Here is an 18,932-nt window from a genome sequence, read left to right as displayed (position 1 = left end):
TGTATGGCGATGCGAGTCCCATACACCGTACAAGGCGTTCAGGAGTCCCTCATGCCGACAGCGCCCGCCGAGAACCCGGTCACCCCCGCCCCCCACCCCCAGCGCTGGCTCATCCTCGGTGTCATCTGTCTCGCCCAGATCACCGTGCTGCTGGACAACACCATCCTCAGCGTCGCGATCCCCTCCCTCACCCGCGAGCTGGGCGCCTCCACCGCCGACATCCAGTGGATGGTCAACGCCTATTCCCTCGTCCAGTCGGGGCTGCTGCTCACCGCGGGCAACGCCGCCGACCGCTACGGCCGCAAGAAGCTCCTGATCACCGGGCTCGCGCTGTTCGGGATCGGCTCCCTGGCGGCCGGACTCTCCCAGAGCGGCGCGCAGCTGATCGCCGCCCGCGCCGGCATGGGCGTCGGCGGCGCGCTGCTGATCACCACCACGCTCGCCGTCGTCGTCCAGATCTTCGACGACACCGAGCGCGTCAAGGCGATCGGCCTCTGGTCGACCGTCAGCTCCCTCGGTTTCGCGGCCGGTCCGCTGCTCGGCGGGGTCATGCTCGAACACTTCTGGTGGGGCGCGATCTTCCTGATCAACATCCCCGTCGCGGTGCTCGGACTGATCGCCGTCGCCGCCCTCGTACCCGAGTCGAGGACCAAGGAGGGCGACCGCCCCGACCTGCTCGGCGCGCTGCTCTCCACCGTCGGGATGACCGCCGTCGTGTACGCGATCATCTCGGGCCCCGACCACGGCTGGACCTCGGGCCGGGTGCTGCTCGCCGCCGCCGTCGGGGTCGTCGTCCTCGGCGGCTTCGTCCAGTGGGAGCTGCGGATCCCGTACCCGATGCTGGACATGCGCTTCTTCCGCGACCAGCGCTTCACCGGGGCGGTCGGCGGCGCCGTCCTCGTTGCCTTCGGCATGACCGGCTCGCTCTTCCTGCTCACCCAGCACCTCCAGTTCGTCCTGGGGTACGGGCCGCTCGACGCCGGGCTGCGCACGGCGCCGCTCGCGCTCACCGTCGTCGTCCTCAACCTGCTCGGCGTCGCGGCCCGGCTGCTGCCGAGGACCGGCACCCCGGGGCTCATCGCCATCGGCATGTCCCTGGTGGCCGCCGGGCTCGCCTCGATCGCGCTGCTCGGCGCCCACGGCTACGGCGGGATGCTGCTCGGCCTGGTCGTGATGGGCGCGGGCGTGGCGCTCTCCATGCCGGCCATGGCCAACGCCATCATGAGCGCGATCCCGCCGGAGAAGGCCGGGGTCGGCGCGGGGATCAACGGCACGCTGGCCGAGTTCGGCAATGGCCTCGGCGTCGCCGTCCTGGGCGCGGTCCTCAACGCCCGCTTCGCCGCCCTCGTTCCGGCGGCCGTGGGCGCCGCGTCGCTGCCCGCGGCGCTCGCGGCGGCGGACGGGGCGGCGGAGCGGCTGCGGATCTCGGAGGCGTTCGCCGCGGGGCTGGAGACGAGCCAGCTCGTCGGCGCCGTGGCCGTGCTCGCGGGCGGGGTGCTGGCGGCGCTGCTGCTGCGCAGGGCGGAGCGTACGGGGCGCGCGGGGCGTGCGGGCGGGAGAGCGGACGCGCCGTCAGACGCCGGTGCGGGTGCGGCATAGCATGAGATGTCCAGGAGGTTTCCCATGGTGTCCGAAGCCGGCAGCGCCAAGCGCCCCGTCCGTACCAGCGTATGGCTCGAAGGGAAACCGGCGGGCCGCGGCCGCAGGAACGACCGCGCGGACACCGGCACCGGCACCGACCATCCGGGCGGGCTCGACCGCGACCGCATCACCGCCGTCAGCGTGGAGCTGCTCGACGCGGAGGGCCCGGCGAAGTTCTCCATGCGCCGGCTCGCCGCCGAACTGGGGGTGACCGCGATGTCCCTCTACTGGTACGTGGACACCAAGGACGACCTCCTCGAACTCGCTCTCGACTCGGTCTTCGGCGAGGTCCGCGTCCCCGACCTGGCCGACGAGGACGCCGACTGGCGCGACCAGCTCCGCGAACTCGCCGCCAGCTACCGGGCGGTGCTGGTCGGGCACCACTGGGTCTCGCCGCTCGTCGGCAGGTTTCTGAACATCGGCCCGCGTTCGATGGAGTTCTCCGCGGCCGTCCAGGCGGTCCTGGGCCGTACGGGACTGGCGCGCCAGGACCAGATGGGCGGGCTGGCGGCGGTCTTCCAGTTCGTGTACGGATTCGGCACGATCGAGGGCCACTTCGTACAGCGCTGCGCGGACGCCGGGCTCACGCAGGACGCGTACTACCGGCAGGCGATGGGCGCCATCGAGGCGCAGCCCGGGTACGAGGGGACGTTCGACAACGCGGGCGAGATGATGGCGGCGCGCGGCGGCGACACGGTCGAGGAGATGCGCGAGCGCGACTTCGTCTTCGCGCTGGAACTCCTCATCGCGGGCATCGAGGCGATGCGGGACCGGAACCCGGCCGAGGACGGGGAATGACTCCCGGCCCGTCAGCCCGTCCATCAGTCGGCGCGCCGCCATCGCCACCGCCGTGCGGGCCCCTCGTCCGGCGCAGCCCCTACACGCGGGCGGCGGCGCTCCGCGCCTCCTCGGCGAGTGCCCGGACCCGGTCCGGTGGCAGCGCGGCGGGGTGACGTACGGGCACGGGCGCACCCCGGCAGGCCCCGCACTCCCCCTCGAGCCGACGACGTCGCGTCCATATGCCCGGACTGCGCGGGCTTCACCGTCTCCTACCAGTGCGTCCGCTGCGGACACGAGGGCAAACTCCACGCCCGGCACCTGTGCACTCGCTGCACCTTCGCCGACCGCCTCACCGAGCTCCTGGACGACGGCACCGGCCGGATCCGCCCCGAACTCGTCCCGCTCGCCGACTCCCTGCTCGCCATGGACAACCCTCTGTCCGGCCTGACCTGGCTCTACACCCGCGAGGGACGGACCGACTCGCCCGAACACCTGATGCGGCGCCTCGGCCGCGGGGAGATCGAGCTGACCCACGAGGCATTCCACCCTCTCCAGCCCTGGCGGGCAGCCTCCCACCTGCGGGAACTCCTGATGGCCTGCGGCGTGCTCCCCGCCGTCGACAAGCAGATCTGCTCCTTCGAGCGGTGGCTCGTCGGCCATCTCGCCGACATCACCGACGCGGACCACGCCCAACTCGTCCGCCGATTCGCCACCTGGGAAATCCTGCCGAAGCTCCGCACCCGGGCGGAGAAGAAGCCGCTCACCCCGGCAAGCCGCCGCTATGCCGGCGACCAGGTCAAGCACGCCACGGCATTCCTTGGATGGCTCGCCGAGCACGGCCTCACCCTGCCCACCTGCCGTCAGACCGACATCGATGCCTGGCACGTCGAGCACACCGAGCACGGCCGCAACACCATTCGGTCCTTCCTGCTGTGGTGCATGGCCAGCAAGCTCACCAGGCGCTTCCGTCTTCCTGCCGCAGTGATCCGCCAAGCGACACCGCTCCCTCAACACGAACGCATTGACCTGCTCGGACGCCTCCTGGCCGATCACGACCTGCCGCTCCGGCCCCGGGTCGCGGCCGCCATCGTCCTGCTCTACGCACAACCGCTCAGCCGCGTCGTCCGCCTCACCGTCGACGATGTGGTCCACGACGGCGGCCAAGTCCTCCTACGGCTCGGCGAACCACCTTCCCCGGTCCCCGGACCGGTCGCCGATCTCCTGCTCAGATGGATCCCCAACCGGGACAACATGAACACCGCGACAAACCGCGACTCGCGCTGGCTGTTCCCCGGGCGCAGGGCCGGACAGCCGATGCACCCCGACACTCTCTCGGCTCTGGTCAACGACCTCGGCATCCCCACCATCGCCAGCCGGGTCTCCGCGATCCGCCAGCACGTCCTGGAGAGGCCTGCACCCGTCGTCGCCGACGCCCTCGGCTACCACCAGGTCACCACCGCCAAGCTGGCCGCCCAAGCCGGAGGCACCTGGAGCCGATACGCCTCGGGAGATCACACAAGGTCACCAGTGGGCTGGGTTCCTCAGGGAACCGGCAACAGTTGAATACGAGAGCCCATCAGTACCGAAGGCCATGCTCTAGCGGAGGCGGGCCAGCAAGTGGGCGTCGAGGAAGCCCCGCTCAGAGGCCGGGTCGTGGAGCAGCCGGGCGAACGTGACGAGCCCGGCCCGATCCAGCAGCTCGGCGAACTGGTCCGCCGGCCAGCTATAGGCGGGCGTCACCTTGTGGTCGAAGCGGACCGGCTCGGGCCCGTCGGTCGCGAAAAACGAGGCCAAGAGCAGGCCCCCTGGTGCCAGGACACGCGCCTGCTCGGCGAGCAGCGCGGGCAGTTCCCCAGGAGGGGTGTGGATCATCGAGTAGTGGGCCAGCACGCCGCCGAGCGCGCCGTCCTCGACTGGCAGGGCCTCCATCCGCGCCTCGTCGAACTGCAGCGCCGGATGGGCCCGCCGGGCGTGGTCGACCATGGCTGGGGAGAGGTCGAACCCGAAGGCGTCCAGCCCCAGGTCATGCAGCATCGCCGTCAGATGTCCGGGCCCGCAGCCGACATCGGCTGCCCGCAGGTTCCCCGCCCCACGCACCAGCTCGGCAAAGATGCCGATCATGTTCCGCGAGAACGGCTGCGTCTCCAGCCGATCAGCGAACAACGACGCGTACAGCTCGACGACCCCGTCGTAGGCCGTCCTGGTCTCGTCCTGGTGCTCCACCACGGGGAGGAAGTTAACACCCGCCGTTCGCAGCTGTTCTCCCGCCCCGTCCCGAATCCCGCGCCCTCGCCGCGGATGCTCTCGGTTATCACGACAAGACCACCACCCGGCTCCGCAACGAGGCTGGTGGGACCTGGAGCCGATACGCCACTGGCGATCACAGTCGGTCACCAGATGGCTGGGTTCCTCGGAGAACCGGCGACAGTTGAATAGGAGAGCCCACCAGTATGGGACCCCTGAACAGCAACGGCCTCACGGGCGGCCGTCGCCCGAGAAGATCTCGACCATCACGCAGGCTGCGTGCCCGTGCTGATCTGCTGGGTGAGCTTGAGCATTTCTTCGATGTGGTACATCTCGCTGATCTTGCCGTCGACAATGCGCACGATGTTCTGGCCCTGGAAATCGACCGGGTTGCCGCTGGCGGCGAACCCGAACGCGTCTCCGGTGTGGGTCGCGGTCAGCTGCCACTGGAGGACGACCCAGCCGCCAGGCAGCTCCTCCTGGAACAGGATCCGGATCTGCCTGTTGGTGAATCCGTCACGGGTCGCGGCGATCAGCGCACGTATGCCGTCGACGCCCGAGACGGCATCGGAAGCGGGGTTGTGATCGATCAGATCAGGGGCGAACACCTCATCCGTCCCGGCGACGTCCCCGGCGACGTACAGCTCCAGCTCGCGCGCGGCGACCCGCAACGCGGTGGTCGTGGCCGAGCGCACCATCTCGCTTGCGGTGTTGGCCGTAGTGATCGCGGGCATGTCGTCCTCCATGTTGTGTGGTGCGGGCTGACCACGAAACGCGTAGGTCATGGACCTATTAGTGCACACACTGCACCGGTTACATCAACTGCACTAATGGCATAAACTCGAACCATGACTGCTGACCGTCTTCCGGAGTGCGGCGTCCCCCGGTTCATCACCCTGCTCGACGGGCCGTGGGCCACCCTTATCGTGCGCGAACTCCTGCGCGGACCCCACCGCTTCACAGAGTTGCGCGACGCCCTGCCCGGCATCAGCCCGCACACCCTGACCAGCCGGCTGCGCCGGTTCGAGCGACACGGCATCGTCCTGCGCACCGCCTATTCGGAGATTCCCCCACGGGTCGAGTACCGGCTCACTCCCCTCGGTGAAGGACTGCGCGCTGTCCTCGACACCATGGCCACCTGGGCCCTGACAGTCCCCGACGGCGAGCCAGCAACCACCGAGTGACCGTAGAAGTCGACAGTCGTCTGCCTTCCTGCGCCAGTGGCAGACGTTGTGCCGCTGTCGGCCCCGGATGGCGCGGAGTTCGGGATCGTGGGCGACGTGCGGTGGGCAGGGAGCGAACTTGAAAGGCGCGCAGGCGTTCAGGGGCTCGTCGGCGTCAGGTCCTGCGAGCCCACCACCCGCAACAACCGCAAGCGCTGGTACGACTCCGTGCCCGGGCGGGCCGTGTGGATGATGAGCTGCTGGTTGTGGTCGGAGTTGACGAGGACCTCGCAGTCGAGTTCGAGGATGCCGATCGCGGGGTGCCGGAAGCGTTTCGTGGTGGCGCGGCGTACGGCGACCTTGTGTTCGTCCCAGAGGCGGGCGAACTCCTCGCTCGCGGCGCGTAGTTCGGCGACGAGGGAGGAGGGTTCGAGGTCCGTGGGGCGGGCCGAGGCCACCGCTCGAAGGCCGGCGACCTGCTCGCGGGCGCGCTCGGGGCGGTCCTCGGGCGGGAACAGCTCCTGGGCCGCAGGGTCCAGGAAGAAGTGGCGGATCATGTTGCGTCCTTGGGGCGGGCGGGCGAGGACGTCCCCGCTCAGCGTCCGTGACAGCGCGTTCTGGGCTAGGACCTCGCCGTAGTCGGTCACCACCATCGCCGGGGTGTCGTGCAGCCGGTCCAGCACCAGGAGCAGGCTCGGGCGTACGTACGTGCTGGTCGCCTCCCGGCGCGGCGGCTGTTCACCGGTGAGGTGGAAGAGGTGGTCGCGTTCGTCCTCCGTCAGGCGCAGGGCGCGTGCCAGCGCGGTGAGCATCTGACGGGACGGGTTAGGGCCACGGGACTGTTCCAACCGTGTGTAGTAGTCCACGGACATGCCGGCCAGCTGAGCCACCTCCTCGCGGCGCAGCCCCGGCGTACGGCGGCGGGCGCCGGCCGTGAGACCCACGTCGGAGGGGTCCAGGCGGGTGCGGGCGCGGCGCAGGAAGTCGGCGAGTTCGCTCCGGTTCACCTCTCCAGGGTGGGGGAGGCCGGCCGGCTTATCCAGGGACTCCCGATCCCCTGATGAAGAGGTCTCTCCCGATCGTTCCCGCATCCGCCGAGGCTGGTCATCAACGACAGGCGACACGGTGCGTGAGGAGCACATCATGCTGACTTTGGTGACCGGTACGACGGGACAGGTCGGACGCCGCTTCGTGCCGAGGCTGCTGGCCCAGCGGCAGCCGGGCGAGCAGGTGCGGGTCCTGGTACGGGACGCGACCCGCGGCGAGCGCTTCGCGGAGCTGGGCGCCCAGGTCGCGGTAGGCGACATGTGCGACGAGGAGACACTGCGCAAGGCGCTCGTCGGCGTGGACGCCGTCGTGAACGTCGCCGCCTCCTTCCGCGGGGTGCCGGACGAGGAGGCGTGGGCCGTCAACCGGGACGCCGCAGTGGCCCTGGGCCGCGCCGCGCAGGCCTCCGGCGTGGAGCGGTTCGTGCAGGTCAGCACGGGCAATGTGTACGGCGTCGGGCGGGGCCGCCCGCTGACCGAGGAGGACGAGAGCCGACCGGGCGGCGAGATGTGGGGCGCCTACCCCGAGTCCAAGGCCGAGGCCGAGCGTGAACTGCTCGCGCTCAAGAGCCTGGACGTACGCATCGGGCGGCTCCCCTTCGTCTACGGTGAGGGCGACCCGCACCTCGCCAACTCCATGCACTGGGCCGCCGGTTGGGCGCCGCACCAGCGCCTGCAGATGGCCCACCACGCGGACGTCGCCCAGGGTCTGATGCGTCTGCTGTACGCGCCGGGCATCGCCGGCCAGATCTACAACATCGCCGATGACGCCCCCGTCACAACGGTCGAGCTGTACCAGCTCAACGGCGTCGAGGTGCCCGCCGGACTCCATGAGCTCACGGACCCCGACCCGTGGTTCGGGATCATGTCCAACCAGCGCATCCGCCGGGAACTCGGCTTCCGGCCGATCTACCCGAGCGTCTGGACGGCCCGGGACGCCGGAGCCCTGTGACCGGTCACTGGGCCGGGTCAGCCCACCCCTGTGATCGGCGCAGCCAGCACCCGGCTGCGGGGCACGGAGGCGGTGACATCGACTCTGCTTCGCGTGCTGCTGGTGACAGGTAGTGCGCCGTATCGGTGACAACCACTGTGCCTCGCCCGACTGAAGCCGCAGTTCAGCGGATGCCGGTGGTGACACCTATCCTGCTTCGGCTCACGTGACCGTGCCCGCACCGACCGCACCGAGCGGGGCAGCGCGGCCCGCGTAGTAGGACATGGCCCCGCGCTCCAGCCCGAGCGCCGCGAGTTCGTCCTGCCTCTCCGGTAGTCATGCTGTGGCTCCGGTGTCGGTGATCAGGCGTGGTCGTCCGGCCAGGCGGGCGAGGCGTATCAAACTTCCCTCTCGGGTTCGTGGTGGGTGCAGCCGGTCAGCCCGGCCGCGGTCTGGGTGAGGTGCCGGATCAGTAGCTCGGCTGCGGTGTCAGCGTCGCGGGCCAGCACCGCCTCCTCCAGTCGGCGGTGCTCGGCGGCGCCGTCCCGGTCGGGGTTGCGGTGCACCGACCAGCGCCGGGCCAGCTCGCTCGCGGTCCACAGCCGGTCGAAGGTCTCCAGCAGGACGAGATTGCCGCACCCCTCCAGCAGCGTGCGGTGAAAGAGGCGGTGGGCTTCGGCCCAGGCGCTGCTGTAGTGCTCGCCCTCCCCTGCCACGTACGCCGGGGTGCGGGTCAGACGGTGGTGGGAGGCTCGTACGCGGGCTTCCCAGTCCACATCGCCGCGTTCGACGGCCATGCGCAGCATGACCGGTTCGATCGTCCGGCGGGCCTCCCCGATCTCCTGCCAGCGGCGGTCGGAGTACGCCGGGATGGCGAAGCCGCGGTTGGGCAGCCGATCGGCGAGGCCCTCGCCGACCACCCGCACGAGCGCCTCACGCACGACGGCCAGGCTCACGCCCTGCTCTTTCGCGAGGTCCTGGGGTTTGAGGGCATCACCGGGGGCGTGGTCCCCACGCATGATTGCGTCCCGCAGGTGTGTGTAGACCTGCTCGGAGAGGATCTGCTTCCCCGCCGGGGGTGAGGTGTGAGTCGTCTGGGCCATGCCCACACAATAGACGATCTGATAAATAATCGATTATTAGTGTTATGATCGATCTTGGTGGTGAGCGGAAGCGTGACCACGTCGCCTCCTGGCGCCACCACGGCGGGACCTCCGCCGACCGCACCACCACCCCACAGCACACCTGAGAGGCACGACACCATGAGCTCCAACGACCCCTTCGCCCGTCTCCCCGAGGCGGCCTCTTTCACCGTTGTCAGCACCACCGTCACCGACGGCGCCCCCTGGTCGATCGAGCAATACTCCGGCCTCTCCGGCGTCCCTGGCGGGAAGGACGTCTCCCCGCAGCTTTCTTGGAGCGGCGCCCCGGAAGGCACCAAGAGCTACGCCGTCACGGTCTACGACCCCGACGCCCCCACCGGGTCCGGGTTCTGGCACTGGGCGGTCGCCGACATCCCCGCCACCGTCACCGAGCTGCCCGAAGGTGCCGGCGATGACACCGGCTCGGGCCTGCCCGGGGGCGCGTTCCAGCTGCCCAACGACGCCCGCGCGGCCCGCTTCATCGGCGCCGCCCCGCCGGCCGGACACGGCCTGCACCGCTACTTCACCGTGGTGCATGCCCTCGACGTCGACACCATCGGCGTCCCCGACGACGCCACCCCGGCCGCCCTCGGTTTCACCATGGCCGGCCACATCCTCGGCCGCGCGGTCCTGACAGCCACCGCTGAGACTCCCGCCTGAAGAACAGCCACAAGGCCCGCGCCGAGCGCAATCGGGCCCTCCACCTGGTCAACGTCCGACGCCAGCCTCACTGCGGCCGAAGATGTGGCAAGGCCCGGTCAGTACACGTGTTGGCGTCCGGACGCAGCAGCCTGCGCAGACGCTCCCCGAAGGCCGCGAGGGGTCCCGACTGGGGATCAAGCTCCTTACAGTTAGCCACTATTGAACCAACTATCAATCAACTGGGCGGAGGTTGAAGGCTCTTCGAGAATAGATCACCCTGGGCACCCCCGGTAGTGGAATCACTACAGAGGGGAGCCGCCCGTGATGCGTGAGCGACGTGCTTCCGGAATTCCGCCGGCCTTGATCCACCCCCCCCGATTGACCTGGCCCCGGTGCCTGGACGCGATCTGTGCGACTGGTGGGACAGGCGTCGGGAGAACGCCCGTCGCGGGATCGGGGAGGTCAGCGCCGCCTACTGCGCGCGCCAGATCGCGGCGCACCCGCACCGCCGGGCCGGTGACGCCGGATGGCGCCCGGCCCCGATCTGCGGATCGGCATGGCGGTGTACGACCGGAGAGCGAACATGCCGGGTGTCATCCGCTCCTTCGCCGGACCGGTGGTCTATCTCGTCCGTCCCTCGGGACACACCTGGCAGGCCGCGCTGATCGCGCTCCGTCCGGCGACCGGGCGGGAACGGGCCCAACTCGCCGGCCTCGCGCGACTCCACCGGCAGCAGCGGCCCCCCGCCGGGCGGCGGACATGAGTGCGGCACGCTCTCTACCACGTGACCGTGGTCTGCGAGGGGCCCGTCAACGGCACGTGGGTACGGGTCGTCCTCGCCGCCCGGCAGGCGGCCTCACCGGAGTTCGCCCTCTCCTTCCTCCGCCGCCGGGCCCCGCCCTTCGGGCCGGCGGCCCTGCCTCTGACACACGGCCTACGGCGCCAGGTGCGCCGGGAAGCCGCCCGTCGCGAGCGGGCCCCAGCGCTCCGGCGTGACGCGGATGATCGACTTGCCCTGCTTCACCATCGCCGCCCGGTACTCGTCCCAGTCCGGGTGCTCGCCCGCGATGTTCCGGTAGTACTCCACCAGCGGCTCGACCGACTCGGGGCAGTCGATGACCTCGGCCGTTCCGTCGACCTGCACCCACGGGCCGTTCCAGTCGTCCGACAGCACGATCACGCTCACCCGCTCGTCACGCTTGGCGTTGCGGGTCTTCGCTCGCTCGGGGTACGTGGAGACGACGATCCGCCCCGAGTCGTCCACCCCGCAGGAGAGCGGGGAGCCCTGGGGGCGGCCGTCGGCGCGGGTGGTCAGCAGGATCGCGCGGTGCCGGGGCCGTACGAACTCCAGCAGTCCGGCGAGATCCACGGTCGTGTTCGTTGCGATGTTCGGTGCCATGGCCCGCAGCCTATGACGTCCTGTGCCCCCGCGCCGGTACGCCCCTGCACGAGTACGCCCCCGCGCCGGTACGCCCCTACGACCCCCGGCAGTTTCTCCCCTACGCCTCCGGCAGGTTCTCCCCCTGCACCGCCTGGATCTCCAGCTCCACCCGCAGCGTGGTCCCGATCGCCGCGATCCCCGCCTGCACCACCTGGTTGTAGTTCATCGCGAAGTCCGAGCGCCGCAGCTCCGTCGTCGCGTGGAACGCCGCCCGTACGCCGCCCCACGGGTCCGGGCCCGTGCCCAGGTAGCTCAGGTCCAGGTCCAGTTCGCGTACGACGCCGTGCAGCGACAGCCGGCCGTGCACCTTCCAGCGGTCGGGGCCCGCCGGGGTCAGTCCCGTACTGCTGTACGTGATCTCCGGGAAGCGTGCCACGTCCAGGAAGTCCGGCGACCTGAGGTGCTTGTCGCGCAGCCCGTTGCCCGTGTCGATGGTGGCCGCGTTGATGACCGCCTCGACGCGCGCCTCCTCGGGCCCGCCGCCGGTGTCGAGGATCTCGATCCGGCCGCCGAACTCGGTGAACCGTCCGCGCACGCTGGAGATCCCGAGGTGCTGCGCCACCGCGCCCACCGACGAGTGCGACGGGTCGATGCTCCACACCCCCGGCGGCGGCAGCTCCACGCCGCCCTGCCTGACCAGCGTCACCGTGCCGAGGTCGGCCCGGCCGGTCCTGGTGACCAGCGCGGTCGAGGCGACCGGCGCGTAGCCGACGGCCGTGACGACCACGGTGTACGGGCCCGGCGCGAGCGGCGAGCTGTCCTGTACGGTCCCCTCCTCGTCGGCCCCGGTGCGCAGCACCTGCGTGCCGGTCATGTCGGTCATGGTCACGATCGCGTGCTGGACCGCCCAGCCGTCGCGCGTCCGTACCTGTCCGCGAAGTCCCATCCCTGTTCTCTCCTCGATCATGCCGATCCCGTACGGGATCCCGTACCGATCCCGATGCCGCCCGCCGACAGGGCCCCGATGCGGGGGGTGTGGGGCAGAGTACGGCCCCACACCCCCCGAGGTCCCCCAGACGGGAGGAGCAACTACGCGCCGGGGTGGGCGAGTTCGATGTCGTGGCCGTCGATGCCGCGTCCCGTGACCGTCAGCGCGCCGGCCACCGGCGGGTAGCCGGTCGCGATCACCGTGTACTCGCCCGAGTCCAGGTCGGCGAAGGCGTACGCCCCGTCGTCCCCGGTCGTCGCCGTGGCGACCACGTTCCCGGCCGCGTCGACCAGCGTCACCCGCGCGTCCTGCGCGGGGCGGCGGTCGGCGCCCGCCCGGATCGTGCCCTGGAGCAGGGCGCCGGCCCGGAGCGCGACCTCGACGCGGGTGACGCCCTGGCCGCCGATCTCCACCGGCAGCGCCTGCGGACGGAAGCCCGCCGCGTTCACCGCGACCGTCACCGCGCCGGGGATCAGCTCGCCGAACGCGAACTCGCCGTGCTCGGTGGACCTCCCCGTCGCCAGGACGTCGCCGCGCACATCGGTGACGATGACCATCGCGCCCTCGACGGCCGCGCCGCCGTCCGCCGCGCGCACGGCCCCGGTGAGGCCGCTCGTACCGGACAGGAGGATGTCGTACGCGAGCGGCTCGTCCCCGACGACCACTGTGGACGCCTGCGGCTGGAAGCCGTCGGCGGAGGCGATCAGGACGTACGAGCCGGGGCCCGGGGCGTCCAGGGAGTAGCCGCCGTCGGCCTGTGCGACGGAGCGGGCCAGCTGGCGCCCGGCCAGGGAGATCAGGGTGACGGCGGCCCGGGGCACCGGGGCGCCCTCGGAGCCGAGCACCAGACCCCGCACGGCGTTGTCGGCTCCGCCGGGGGCCCCGGCGGAGGCCGTGACCAGCGCCGTCGTGGCCGCAGCCGGGGCCGCCACGGGGGTGGTGCCCAGGGAGGCCGCCGGGGCCACGGAGGCCAGGGCGGCGGCGGGCGCCGCCGCGGCGAGGGGCGCCGTCTCCGCCGCCACCGCGGCGCTCGCGGTGGTCGTGCCGGTTGACGGGTTGTCGTCGCCGTCGGCCGTGGTCCGGGACTTCAGGGCGACCTCCTTGATGAACAGCGTCAGGATGAACGCGACCAGCGCCGCGGGAGCCGCGTACAGGAAGACGTTCGCGACGCCGTGGCCGTACGCCGCCTCGATGACCGGCCGCAGCGGCGCGGGCAGCGCGGCGATGTCCGGGATGGAGCCGCCGCCCGTACCGGCGTGGCCCAGCGACGCGCCCTGCGGGCCGAGGTCGGCCAGGCCTTCCTTCACGTAGTGCGTGATCCGGTTGCCGAGCACCGCGCCCAGCGCCGAGACGCCGACCGCACCGCCCAGCGAGCGGAAGAAGGTGACGGCGGAGCTGGCGGAGCCGAGGTCCTGCGGGGCGACCTGGTTCTGCGTGGCGAGGACCAGGTTCTGCATCATCATGCCGACGCCGAGACCCATGACCGCCATGTACGCGGCCACGTGCCAGTACGGGGTGTCGTACCGGATGGTGCCGAGCAGCGCCAGCCCCGCCGTGGTGAGGGCGCCGCCGCCGACCAGCCAGATCTTCCAGCGGCCCGTCTTGGTGATGACCTGGCCCGAGATGGTGGAGGAGAGGAACAGCCCGCCGATCATCGGGATGGTCATGACGCCGGACATCGTCGGCGACTTGCCCCGGGCGAGCTGGAAGTACTGGCTGAAGAAGATGGTGCCCGCGAACATCGCGACCCCGACGAAGAGCGAGGCCAGCGAGGCGAGGGTGATGGTGCGGTTACGGAACAGCCGCAGCGGGATGATCGGTTCCGTGGCCTTGGACTCGATGAGGATGAAGATCGCGCCGAGCAGGACCGAGCCGCCGACCATGGCGTACGTCTGCCACGAGACCCAGTCGTACTTGTCGCCCGCGAAGGTCACCCAGAGGAGCAGCAGCGAGACGGCCGCGCTGATGAAGAAGGCGCCGCCCCAGTCGACCTTGACCTCGCGCTTGACGACGGGGAGCTTCAGGGTCTTCTGGAGGACGATCAGCGCGAGGACCGCGAACGGGACGCCGACGTAGAAGCACCAGCGCCAGCCCAGCCACGAGGTGTCGGTGATGACACCGCCGAGGAGCGGGCCGCCGACGGTCGCGACGGCGAAGGTCGCGCCGAGGTAGCCGCTGTACCGGCCGCGCTCGCGCGGGGCGATCATGGCGGCCATGACGATCTGGGCGAGCGCGGAGAGCCCGCCGACGCCGATGCCCTGGACCACCCGGCAGGCGATCAGCATCCCGGCGTTCTGCGAGAGGCCCGCCACGGCCGAGCCCAGGACGAAGATGACCAGGGCTATCTGGACCAGCAGCTTCTTGCTGAAGATGTCGGCGAGCTTGCCCCAGATGGGGGTGGACGCGGTCATCGACAGCAGCGCCGCGGTCACCACCCAGGTGTAGGCGCTCTGGCCGCCCCCGAGGTCGGAGATGATCTCCGGGAGGGCGTTGGAGACGATCGTCGAGGAGAGGATCGCGACGAACATCCCCAGCAGCAGCCCGGAGAGCGCCTCCATGATCTGGCGGTGTGTCATCGGCGCGCCGCTCGCGGCGGCGGGGTCGCCTCCGCGCTTGGCGTGGCCGCCCCGCACACCCGTTGGTGTGGTCGTAGCCATGTGCTTCCTTGCCTTACGTCTGTTGCCGCGTGGGTGTACGGGCGTATGGATCTTCTGTTGGCTCTTCTGTGTCGTACGGCCGGCCGTTCTCGGGCCGGCCTTCCTGCCGGCCTTCGTACCGGCCTTCGTGCCGGTCGCGGCAGTCGCCGAAGCTGCTGCGCAGCCGTGCGAGCAGCGCGTTGAGCTGTCCGACCTCGTCGTCGGTCCAGTCGTCGAGCGTCCTGGCGAACATCTCGGTCACCCGCCGGTCCAGCTCGCCCAGCAGCTCCCGCCCCGGGGGCGTGAGCCGCAGGATGCGCGAGCGCTTGTCGGCCGGATCGGGCAACCGCTCGATCCAGCCACGTTCCGCGGCGTGCGCGACATGTCTGCTGGTCACCGACATGTCGACGGCGAGCAGCTCGGCGAGTCTGCTCATGCGCATCTCGCCGTGGCGTTCCAGCAGGGTCAGTGCGGCCGCGGAGCCGCCCGGGCAGTCGGCGGGCAGGATCCGCGCGAGGCTGCGTTTGACGGCCCCGACAGCGCTGAGCTGCCGGGAAAGTTCCGCGTACTGACTCCGTGCGGCCGCCATGGCCCCTCCCGACATCTTGTTGCTTAGGGCAACCATAAGACCATAGGATCAGTTGGTTGCTGAAGGCAAACTAAATCGGGCTCATCGCAGTAAAGGAACCCAAAAGACTTCGCCCGGGGAAGGTCATGAGGAAGGTCATGAGGAGGCCGCGGGGCGGCTCACGGGGTGTGCCGGGAGGATCGCGGGGTACGGAGCGGTCTCGACCGGCCATCGGTCGTGGGCCCGGGGTTGGGTGAGGTCCCGGTGTTCGCTAGGGTCCTGCCGTATGGCACACAACTCCCAAGCCCCGCAGGGACCCGAGGGTACTCCTGACCCGGCGGGCAGCACCCAGATGTTCCGCGCGTTCGTCGACGACGGGGAACCGCAGCGCCGGCAGGCGCCTCAGCAGCAGAGCGGGCCGAAGGCCGGAGTGGTCATCGGTGTGATCGCGGCCGTCGTGGTTCTGGCCGTCGTGGCCTGGCTGGCCTTCGCCTGACACCGGTCCGGTGGCCGGCAGCCGGTGGCCGCCGGCCTCGGAGGCACGGTGGCCCCGCGGGGCGGGCCGACAGGCTCGTGGCCCGGGGCCCGGAGTCCGCATCCGGGCGGATCCGGTGGATGCGCCAGACGCGGCGGATCCGGTCGCTGCGGCAGATCCGGTGGATGCGGCAGATCCGGTCGGCTCGTCGAACGGGTACCCCGCCCGCGTCGTCGTCCGTCGGCATCCCCGGAAATCTTCGATTCTCCGAGGGCCGGCCGGGCGGTGGGCGGGGTCCGCGTGCCTCAGTCCGAGATCAGGCCTTCCCGCAGCTGCGCGAGCGTGCGGGTCAGCAGCCGCGAGACGTGCATCTGCGAGATGCCGACCTCCTCGCCGATCTGCGACTGGGTCATGTTCGCGAAGAACCGCAGCATGATGATCTGCCGCTCCCGGGGCGGGAGTTTGGCGAGCAGCGGCTTGAGCGACTCGCGGTACTCGACGCCCTCCAGCGCCATGTCCTCGTAACCGAGCCGGTCCGCGAGCGAGCCCTCCCCGCCGTCGTCCTCCGGCGAGGGCGAGTCCAGCGAGGACGCCGTGTACGCGTTGCCGACCGCGAGGCCGTCGACCACGTCCTCCTCGGACACGCCCAGTACGGCGGCGAGTTCGGGCACCGTCGGCGAGCGGTCCAGCTTCTGCGCCAGCTCGTCGCTGGCCTTGGTCAGCGCGAGCCGCAGCTCCTGGAGCCGGCGCGGCACTCGTACCGACCAGGACGTGTCCCGGAAGAAGCGTTTGATCTCACCGACGACGGTCGGCATCGCGAACGTCGGGAACTCCACGCCCCGTTCGCAGTCGAACCGGTCGATCGCCTTGATCAGCCCGATCGTGCCGACCTGGACGATGTCCTCCATCGGCTCGTTGCGGCTGCGGAACCGGGCCGCCGCGTACCGCACCAGCGGCAGGTTCAGCTCGATGAGGGTGTCGCGTACGTAGGCGCGCTCCGGGCTCTCCTGGTCGAGCACGGCAAGCCGCAGGAACAGGGAGCGGGACAGAGTACGGGTGTCGATGGCTTCCGGCTGGGACGCCCGTGGCTGGACCGCCTGGTCCTGGTCCACATGGTCGAGAGCATCGGGCACGGGAGCGCTCTTCGTGAGCGTGAGCACCTTCGAGCTGCCCTGTTCTACGGACATGCCACCCCCTTGAGGTCGCGGACGGTCGCGTCGGCCGCTCCCGTCGGAGGAACGCAGCCTCCACCTGAATACCGGTGCCGAGGCCGCGGCAAACGCGGTTCCAGCAGAATGTCACATGTCGGCAACACGCTGTAGTGACATGTCGACATCTCGCTGTGGGGTATGTCCAACAAGGGTGGGATATGTGGTGTTTCGACCGGGGGCAGGAAGGTGCGGGGTTCTACCCCTGGGGGTTAAGCCTCGATCCGATTTGCGGATCGCAAGCGGGCGAAGCTGCGCGCGAGCAGTCTTGACACATGCATCTGGGAGACGCCCAGCTCCTGGCTGATCTGTGACTGCGTCAGGTTGTTGTAGTACCGGAGCATCAGGATCCGCTGCTCCCGTTCCGGCAGTTGCACCAGCAGATGCCGGACCAGATCGCGGTGCTCCACCCCGGCCAGCGCAGGGTCCTCGTAGCCGAGCCGGTCGAGCAGCCCGGGGAGCCCGTCGCCCTCCTGCGCGGCCTCCAGGGAGGTCGCGTGGTACGAGCGTCCGGCCTCGATGCAGGCGAGGACCTCCTCCTCGGAGATCTTCAGCCGCTCGGCGATCTCGGCGGTGGTGGGGGAGCGGCCGTGAGCCGTCGTCAGGTCCTCGGTGGCGCCGGTGACCTGGACCCACAGCTCGTGCAGCCGGCGCGGCACGTGCACCGTCCGCACATTGTCCCGAAAGTAGCGTTTGATCTCGCCGACGACGGTCGGCATCGCGAAGGTGGGGAACTGGACGCCGCGTTCCGGGTCGAACCGGTCGATGGCGTTGATCAGCCCGATCGTGCCGACCTGGACGACGTCCTCCATCGGCTCGTTACGGCTGCGGAAGCGGGCGGCGGCGTAGCGCACCAGCGGCAGGTTCGCCTCGATGAGCGCCGCGCGCACGCGGGTGTGCTCGCGGGTGCCCGGCTCCAGCCCCTTCAGCTCGCCGAAGAGGACCTGGGTGAGCGCCCGGGTGTCCGCGCCCCGGCTCTGTGGGGCGGGCTGCGGTTCGGGTTCCGTTCGTGGGCTGGGCTCGGTCCGCTGGGTGGGCTCGGTCCGGCGTTCGGTTTCGGTCTGGGGTGGCACTTGAGGCGTAGTACTGGCCGGCACGATTACGCCACCCCTTCGCGGTCGACTACGTCAACTCATCCGTCAAAAGCGGTCATAGCATCACAAGACATGTCCACTGTGTGCAAGCACCCGAAAAAACCGTGTTGACGGTGGGATGGGGTAATAAACCCAAAAGCCCCGCACCGGGGAGGTGCGGGGCGTGGGGAGTGAACGGCTCAGAACTCGTAGTCGGCGATCACCCAGGTGGCGAATTCACGCCACTGTGCGACGGCGGCCTGGTGATCCGGGTGGTCGAGGTAGCGCTGGAGCGCATCACGGTCCGGGACGGCCGAGTTGATCGCGAAGTCGTAGGCGATCGGGCGGTCGGTGATGTTCCAGGCGCACTCCCAGAACTCCACCTCCGGGACCTGTCCGCCCAGCTTCATGAAGGCCGCGGCGGCGGCGGCCACCCGCGGCTCGTCCCGCGAGACGCCCTCGTCGAGCCTGAAGAGAACCAGGTGGCGGATCAAGAGGCACTCCTGTCGTATGGCCGGGCCGGTCCGGTGTACGGCCCGGGCCGGTGTACGGGGCGGGCCGGTGTACGGGCCGGCCGGTCGGCGTGTCTCAGTTGACCAGCGCCGACATGAAGTCTCCGACACCCTGCGCGGCGCTCGAAATGCCTTCGAACCCTACCTGGACGAGGTCCGCGGCCCGGTCGGGGGAGGTGATGATCGTGTACAGCACGAAGACGGCGAGCCCGTACAGCACGATCTTCTTCGCTTGCCCCATCGGCCGCTTCCTCCCCGGTCTCCTCACGTGCGGTCGCGAGAGTCTAACCGTATGAACGCCAATGTCCTGAGGCCGGTTTTCTCTTGACGCGGCCTTTATGGACCAAGGACCCGGAAGTCCGGGCCCTTTGCCGGGTGGCGCGGGTCGGAGCGGGCCGCACGATGGAGAGGAGCCCTGCGGATCCGGCAAGAGTCCGCGGGCGACGAACCGGCCCCCCTCTGCGGGGTCCGTGCCGCGCACTCCCCCCTGACGCGCGCGGGC

General features: G+C 70.4%; 20 protein-coding genes and 1 pseudogene. 8 read left to right on the top strand and 13 right to left on the bottom strand.

Annotated features, from left to right (window positions below):
- Window positions 1-51 precede the first annotated feature (51 nt).
- The 3 genes from ACFTZC_RS16350 to ACFTZC_RS16340 all read left to right on the top strand — a co-directional run bounded on the left by ACFTZC_RS16350 (window position 52) and on the right by ACFTZC_RS16340 (window position 3,984).
- Entirely contained in the window at window positions 52-1,599 is a 1,548-nt protein-coding gene (locus tag ACFTZC_RS16350; RefSeq protein WP_382890120.1) for an MFS transporter, read from the top strand.
- 24 nt (window positions 1,600-1,623) lie between these two features.
- Window positions 1,624-2,439, top strand: a complete 816-nt coding sequence (locus tag ACFTZC_RS16345) for a TetR/AcrR family transcriptional regulator (RefSeq protein ID WP_382890118.1) — start codon at window positions 1,624-1,626, stop codon at window positions 2,437-2,439.
- A gap of 135 nt (window positions 2,440-2,574) precedes the next feature.
- On the top strand, window positions 2,575-3,984 hold the full coding sequence (locus ACFTZC_RS16340) for a hypothetical protein (RefSeq protein WP_382890117.1): 1,410 nt from the start codon (window positions 2,575-2,577) through the stop codon (window positions 3,982-3,984).
- Between the two features lie 33 nt (window positions 3,985-4,017).
- Here ACFTZC_RS16340 and ACFTZC_RS16335 read toward each other — a convergent pair whose 3' ends face one another.
- On the bottom strand, window positions 4,018-4,647 hold the full coding sequence (locus ACFTZC_RS16335) for a class I SAM-dependent methyltransferase (RefSeq protein ID WP_382890115.1): 630 nt from the start codon (window positions 4,645-4,647) through the stop codon (window positions 4,018-4,020).
- Between the two features lie 284 nt (window positions 4,648-4,931).
- Window positions 4,932-5,450 carry an ester cyclase gene (locus tag ACFTZC_RS16330; protein ID WP_382890113.1) on the bottom strand — a complete coding sequence of 173 codons (519 nt, stop codon included), beginning with the start codon at window positions 5,448-5,450 and terminating at the stop codon, window positions 4,932-4,934.
- 63 nt (window positions 5,451-5,513) lie between these two features.
- Here ACFTZC_RS16330 and ACFTZC_RS16325 point away from each other — a divergent pair, with 63 nt between their 5' ends.
- Entirely contained in the window at window positions 5,514-5,849 is a 336-nt protein-coding gene (locus ACFTZC_RS16325) for a winged helix-turn-helix transcriptional regulator (protein WP_382890111.1), read from the top strand.
- A gap of 137 nt (window positions 5,850-5,986) precedes the next feature.
- On the opposite strand, the gene ACFTZC_RS16320 is transcribed toward ACFTZC_RS16325, so the two are convergent.
- Window positions 5,987-6,835, bottom strand: coding sequence for a helix-turn-helix transcriptional regulator (locus ACFTZC_RS16320; RefSeq protein WP_382890109.1), 849 nt, complete (start codon window positions 6,833-6,835; stop codon window positions 5,987-5,989).
- Between the two features lie 136 nt (window positions 6,836-6,971).
- Here ACFTZC_RS16320 and ACFTZC_RS16315 point away from each other — a divergent pair, with 136 nt between their 5' ends.
- Complete coding sequence (locus tag ACFTZC_RS16315; protein ID WP_382890107.1) at window positions 6,972-7,826, top strand: NAD-dependent epimerase/dehydratase family protein; 855 nt, start codon at window positions 6,972-6,974, stop codon at window positions 7,824-7,826.
- Between the two features lie 204 nt (window positions 7,827-8,030).
- On the opposite strand, the pseudogene ACFTZC_RS16310 reads toward ACFTZC_RS16315, so the two are convergent.
- Window positions 8,031-8,138, bottom strand: a pseudogene (locus ACFTZC_RS16310) (hypothetical protein); the annotation flags it as partial.
- Window positions 8,139-8,203: 65 nt separating this feature from the next.
- Window positions 8,204-8,908, bottom strand: coding sequence for a GntR family transcriptional regulator (locus ACFTZC_RS16305; protein WP_382890105.1), 705 nt, complete (start codon window positions 8,906-8,908; stop codon window positions 8,204-8,206).
- A 159-nt stretch (window positions 8,909-9,067) separates the two neighbouring features.
- On the opposite strand from ACFTZC_RS16305, the gene ACFTZC_RS16300 reads away from it, so the two are divergent.
- Together ACFTZC_RS16300 and ACFTZC_RS16295 are read left to right on the top strand one after the other, a co-directional pair.
- The gene (locus tag ACFTZC_RS16300) at window positions 9,068-9,607 is read left to right on the top strand and encodes a YbhB/YbcL family Raf kinase inhibitor-like protein (RefSeq protein WP_382890103.1); all 540 of its coding nucleotides are present in this window, start codon (window positions 9,068-9,070) and stop codon (window positions 9,605-9,607) included.
- 508 nt (window positions 9,608-10,115) lie between these two features.
- On the top strand, window positions 10,116-10,352 hold the full coding sequence (locus tag ACFTZC_RS16295) for a hypothetical protein (protein ID WP_382890101.1): 237 nt from the start codon (window positions 10,116-10,118) through the stop codon (window positions 10,350-10,352).
- A gap of 171 nt (window positions 10,353-10,523) precedes the next feature.
- Here the strand turns inward: ACFTZC_RS16295 and ACFTZC_RS16290 are convergent, their stop codons facing one another.
- From ACFTZC_RS16290 to ACFTZC_RS16275, 4 genes are all read right to left on the bottom strand, one after another.
- Entirely contained in the window at window positions 10,524-10,988 is a 465-nt protein-coding gene (locus tag ACFTZC_RS16290; RefSeq protein ID WP_382890099.1) for a PPOX class F420-dependent oxidoreductase, read from the bottom strand.
- 100 nt (window positions 10,989-11,088) lie between these two features.
- Window positions 11,089-11,916 carry a YceI family protein gene (locus ACFTZC_RS16285; protein WP_382890097.1) on the bottom strand — a complete coding sequence of 276 codons (828 nt, stop codon included), beginning with the start codon at window positions 11,914-11,916 and terminating at the stop codon, window positions 11,089-11,091.
- Between the two features lie 143 nt (window positions 11,917-12,059).
- The gene (locus tag ACFTZC_RS16280) at window positions 12,060-14,615 is read right to left on the bottom strand and encodes an MFS transporter (protein ID WP_382890095.1); all 2,556 of its coding nucleotides are present in this window, start codon (window positions 14,613-14,615) and stop codon (window positions 12,060-12,062) included.
- A gap of 13 nt (window positions 14,616-14,628) precedes the next feature.
- The gene (locus ACFTZC_RS16275) at window positions 14,629-15,183 is read right to left on the bottom strand and encodes a MarR family winged helix-turn-helix transcriptional regulator (RefSeq protein WP_382890093.1); all 555 of its coding nucleotides are present in this window, start codon (window positions 15,181-15,183) and stop codon (window positions 14,629-14,631) included.
- A gap of 265 nt (window positions 15,184-15,448) precedes the next feature.
- Here ACFTZC_RS16275 and ACFTZC_RS16270 point away from each other — a divergent pair, with 265 nt between their 5' ends.
- Complete coding sequence (locus ACFTZC_RS16270; RefSeq protein WP_382890091.1) at window positions 15,449-15,658, top strand: hypothetical protein; 210 nt, start codon at window positions 15,449-15,451, stop codon at window positions 15,656-15,658.
- Between the two features lie 284 nt (window positions 15,659-15,942).
- On the opposite strand, the gene ACFTZC_RS16265 is transcribed toward ACFTZC_RS16270, so the two are convergent.
- The 4 genes from ACFTZC_RS16265 to ACFTZC_RS16250 all read right to left on the bottom strand — a co-directional run bounded on the left by ACFTZC_RS16265 (window position 15,943) and on the right by ACFTZC_RS16250 (window position 18,671).
- A complete protein-coding gene (locus tag ACFTZC_RS16265; RefSeq protein ID WP_365810715.1) occupies window positions 15,943-16,824 on the bottom strand; it encodes an RNA polymerase sigma factor SigF in 882 nt (293 codons plus the stop codon).
- Window positions 16,825-17,057: 233 nt separating this feature from the next.
- On the bottom strand, window positions 17,058-17,918 hold the full coding sequence (locus ACFTZC_RS16260; RefSeq protein WP_382890089.1) for an RNA polymerase sigma factor SigF: 861 nt from the start codon (window positions 17,916-17,918) through the stop codon (window positions 17,058-17,060).
- 200 nt (window positions 17,919-18,118) lie between these two features.
- On the bottom strand, window positions 18,119-18,412 hold the full coding sequence (locus ACFTZC_RS16255) for a Dabb family protein (RefSeq protein WP_382890087.1): 294 nt from the start codon (window positions 18,410-18,412) through the stop codon (window positions 18,119-18,121).
- A gap of 94 nt (window positions 18,413-18,506) precedes the next feature.
- Entirely contained in the window at window positions 18,507-18,671 is a 165-nt protein-coding gene (locus ACFTZC_RS16250) for a hypothetical protein (protein ID WP_365810710.1), read from the bottom strand.
- Between the last annotated feature and the right edge of the window lie 261 nt (window positions 18,672-18,932).

Origin of the sequence: Streptomyces sp. NPDC056987 (assembly GCF_042673865.1) — a bacterium.
GTDB lineage: Bacteria > Actinomycetota > Actinomycetes > Streptomycetales > Streptomycetaceae > Streptomyces.
The sequence above is the reverse complement of the archived record's forward strand: the minus strand, read 5'-3'. Positions and strand labels throughout refer to the sequence as shown.

What these genes read in the sequence shown, in the direction of transcription:
- ACFTZC_RS16350 (WP_382890120.1), top strand. Translation starts at nt 52, where the DNA reads ATGCCGACAGCGCCCGCCGAGAACCCGGTCACCCCCGCCCCCCACCCC.
- ACFTZC_RS16345 (WP_382890118.1), top strand. Translation starts at nt 1,624, where the DNA reads ATGGTGTCCGAAGCCGGCAGCGCCAAGCGCCCCGTCCGTACCAGCGTA.
- ACFTZC_RS16330 (WP_382890113.1), bottom strand. Translation starts at nt 5,450, where the DNA reads ATGACCTACGCGTTTCGTGGTCAGCCCGCACCACACAACATGGAGGAC.
- ACFTZC_RS16325 (WP_382890111.1), top strand. Translation starts at nt 5,514, where the DNA reads ATGACTGCTGACCGTCTTCCGGAGTGCGGCGTCCCCCGGTTCATCACC.
- ACFTZC_RS16315 (WP_382890107.1), top strand. Translation starts at nt 6,972, where the DNA reads ATGCTGACTTTGGTGACCGGTACGACGGGACAGGTCGGACGCCGCTTC.
- ACFTZC_RS16305 (WP_382890105.1), bottom strand. Translation starts at nt 8,908, where the DNA reads ATGGCCCAGACGACTCACACCTCACCCCCGGCGGGGAAGCAGATCCTC.
- ACFTZC_RS16300 (WP_382890103.1), top strand. Translation starts at nt 9,068, where the DNA reads ATGAGCTCCAACGACCCCTTCGCCCGTCTCCCCGAGGCGGCCTCTTTC.
- ACFTZC_RS16295 (WP_382890101.1), top strand. Translation starts at nt 10,116, where the DNA reads ATGGCGCCCGGCCCCGATCTGCGGATCGGCATGGCGGTGTACGACCGG.
- ACFTZC_RS16290 (WP_382890099.1), bottom strand. Translation starts at nt 10,988, where the DNA reads ATGGCACCGAACATCGCAACGAACACGACCGTGGATCTCGCCGGACTG.
- ACFTZC_RS16285 (WP_382890097.1), bottom strand. Translation starts at nt 11,916, where the DNA reads ATGGGACTTCGCGGACAGGTACGGACGCGCGACGGCTGGGCGGTCCAG.
- ACFTZC_RS16280 (WP_382890095.1), bottom strand. Translation starts at nt 14,615, where the DNA reads ATGGCTACGACCACACCAACGGGTGTGCGGGGCGGCCACGCCAAGCGC.
- ACFTZC_RS16275 (WP_382890093.1), bottom strand. Translation starts at nt 15,183, where the DNA reads ATGGCGGCCGCACGGAGTCAGTACGCGGAACTTTCCCGGCAGCTCAGC.
- ACFTZC_RS16270 (WP_382890091.1), top strand. Translation starts at nt 15,449, where the DNA reads ATGGCACACAACTCCCAAGCCCCGCAGGGACCCGAGGGTACTCCTGAC.
- ACFTZC_RS16265 (WP_365810715.1), bottom strand. Translation starts at nt 16,824, where the DNA reads ATGTCCGTAGAACAGGGCAGCTCGAAGGTGCTCACGCTCACGAAGAGC.
- ACFTZC_RS16250 (WP_365810710.1), bottom strand. Translation starts at nt 18,671, where the DNA reads ATGGGGCAAGCGAAGAAGATCGTGCTGTACGGGCTCGCCGTCTTCGTG.